At 72.3% G+C, this 2,087-nt stretch carries 3 protein-coding genes; all 3 read left to right on the top strand.

Annotated elements, in window-relative coordinates:
- Nucleotides 1-90: 90 nt before the first annotated feature.
- Entirely contained in the window at nt 91-759 is a 669-nt protein-coding gene (locus G6027_RS12575; RefSeq protein WP_182637475.1) for an HAD hydrolase-like protein, read from the top strand.
- Nucleotides 749-1,225: a low molecular weight protein-tyrosine-phosphatase gene (locus tag G6027_RS12570; protein ID WP_182637474.1), complete on the top strand. Its 477-nt coding sequence runs from the start codon at nt 749-751 to the stop codon at nt 1,223-1,225. Before G6027_RS12575 ends, G6027_RS12570 begins: the two co-directional genes overlap by 11 nt.
- 31 nt (nt 1,226-1,256) lie before the next feature.
- The coding region (locus G6027_RS12565; protein WP_182637473.1) for an SURF1 family cytochrome oxidase biogenesis protein at nt 1,257-2,087 on the top strand (831 nt) is incomplete at its 3' end.

Here is a 2,087-nt window from a genome sequence, read left to right as displayed (position 1 = left end):
GCGCTCATGACCGGCAGCCTAGGCGGGGCGCACGAGGGCGGCGGCGACGGGTGGCGGCGCGTGCCGGCCGGGGTCTGAGAGGATGACGGCATGCCCGACCGCCCGATCCTCCTCGTCGATCTCGACGGCACCATCACCGACTCCCTGGACGGCATCGCCAGGTCGCTCCACCACGCGCTCGACACCGTCGGCGCCCGGTGGGACGACTCACGTGACATCCGCTCCATCGCCGGCCCACCCATGCCGGACACCCTCGCCTCGCTGGGACTCGGGGGCACCGACCTGCAGCGGGCGATGAGCGCGTACCGCGAGCGCTACAGCGACGTGGGGTGGCTCGAGAACGCGGTCTACGAGGGAATGGACGGCCTACTGACGAGTCTGGCCGGTCACGGTTTCCGGATGGCCGTGGCGACGAGCAAGGACCAACAGGCGGCGCGGCGGATCCTGGAGCACTTCCGGATCGACGACCCGTTCGAGTTCATCGGCGGCGCGGACCTGCGGGTCGGGCGGGCGGCCAAGGCCGACGTGATCGCGCACTCGCTCGCCGCACTCGGCGTGGATCCGGTACCGGTGGCCGAGGGGGGCACGGGCCACGTCCTCATGATCGGCGACCGCGAGCACGACGTGGAGGGTGCCGCCCGCTACGGGATCCCCACGGCGATCGTGCGCTGGGGTTACGGCAGCCCCGGCGAGTGGGTCGGCGCCCGCTGGTCCCCGGTGGACACCGCCGAGCTGGAGCGGATCATCCATGCGTGGTGACCCGAGCGTGCACGTGGTCTTTGTCTGTACCGGCAACATCTGCCGCTCCCCCATGGCCGAGGTCATGGCCCGGCACGCGTTCTCCGGGGCCGGGTTCGGGGACAGGGTCACCGTCTCGAGCGTGGGCACCGGTGGGTGGCACGTCGGGGACGGCATGGACCCGCGGGCCGCGGCCGAACTCGAGGACCACGGGTACGACAGCGTGCACGTGGCCGCGCAACTGTCCACCTCCGATCACCGGGCCGACCTGGTGGTGGCGCTCGATAGCGGCCACCGCGACCATCTCCTCGACGCCGGAGTAGAGGAGCACCGCATCAGACTCCTGCGGGGGTTCGATCCCGCGGCGGACGGGGAGGACGTTGCCGACCCCTACTACGGCGACCACGACGGCTTCACCCGGACCCGCCTCCAGATCGCCGACGCGCTCCCCGGCTTGGTGGCCGAGGTGCGTGCCCTCCTGACTTAGCCCGTCGGGGTCCAGCGGATACCCTGGGGACATGCGGAGTGTGCGGCGCTTTCTGAGTCCCGGCTGGCTGATCGGCCTACTCGCCGTGGCGCTGTTCGCCTGGGCCTGCTTCGCGCTGCTGGCCCCGTGGCAGCTGGGCAAGAGCGAGGACCTCGACGCCCGCAACACCCGCCTGGCCGAGTCGATCGAGGCCGCACCAGCCCCGTTCGGGCAGGTGGTGGACGGACCCGAGGCGTTCGTCGACCGCGAATGGCGACTGGTGACCCTGGACGGCCGGTGGCAACCCGACGCCGAGGCACTGCTGCGGCTCCGCGCGGTCGACGGTGAGCCGGTCTACCAGGTCTTGACGGTGTTCGTCCCTGTCGACGGGCCGGAGATCCTGGTCAACAGGGGTTTCGTCCCCGTCGGCGAGAACAACACGGTCCCCGACTACACCGCCGCGCCCGCGGGGCCGGTCGAGATCACCGCGCGGATCCGGGCGGCGGAGAGCGGGCAGGCGGAGCCGGTCCTCGTGGACGGACTGCCGGCTGTGCGGGTCCTGGATCCCTCGGTCCTGGGCCAGGCCCTCGACCACCCGCTCGTGCCCGCGGGGTATCTCCAGCTCCCCGGAGACCAGCCCGGCTCGCTCACCCCGGTTCCGATCCCCGGGATAGAGAACGGCCCGTACCTCTCCTACGGTCTGCAGTGGCTCGCCTTCGGCGTCCTGGCACCGCTCGCCCTGGCCTACTTCGCCTGGGCCGAGATCCGGGCGCGGCGCCGCGACTCCGAGGTGGACGAGGACCCGGCAGCACCCGTCGACCACGACGGGGACCACCCCGACGACGCCGTGGTGGACGCCCGCCAGCGCGCTCTCCGGGCCCGC

It is taken from the genome of Dietzia sp. SLG310A2-38A2 (assembly GCF_014145095.1).
Lineage (GTDB): Bacteria > Actinomycetota > Actinomycetes > Mycobacteriales > Mycobacteriaceae > Dietzia.
This window is presented reverse-complemented; position numbering and strand designations above follow the sequence as displayed.

Excerpts from the sequence above, each read along its gene's own strand:
- G6027_RS12575 (WP_182637475.1), top strand. The coding sequence starts at position 91 with ATGCCCGACCGCCCGATCCTCCTCGTCGATCTCGACGGCACCATCACC.
- G6027_RS12570 (WP_182637474.1), top strand. The coding sequence starts at position 749 with ATGCGTGGTGACCCGAGCGTGCACGTGGTCTTTGTCTGTACCGGCAAC.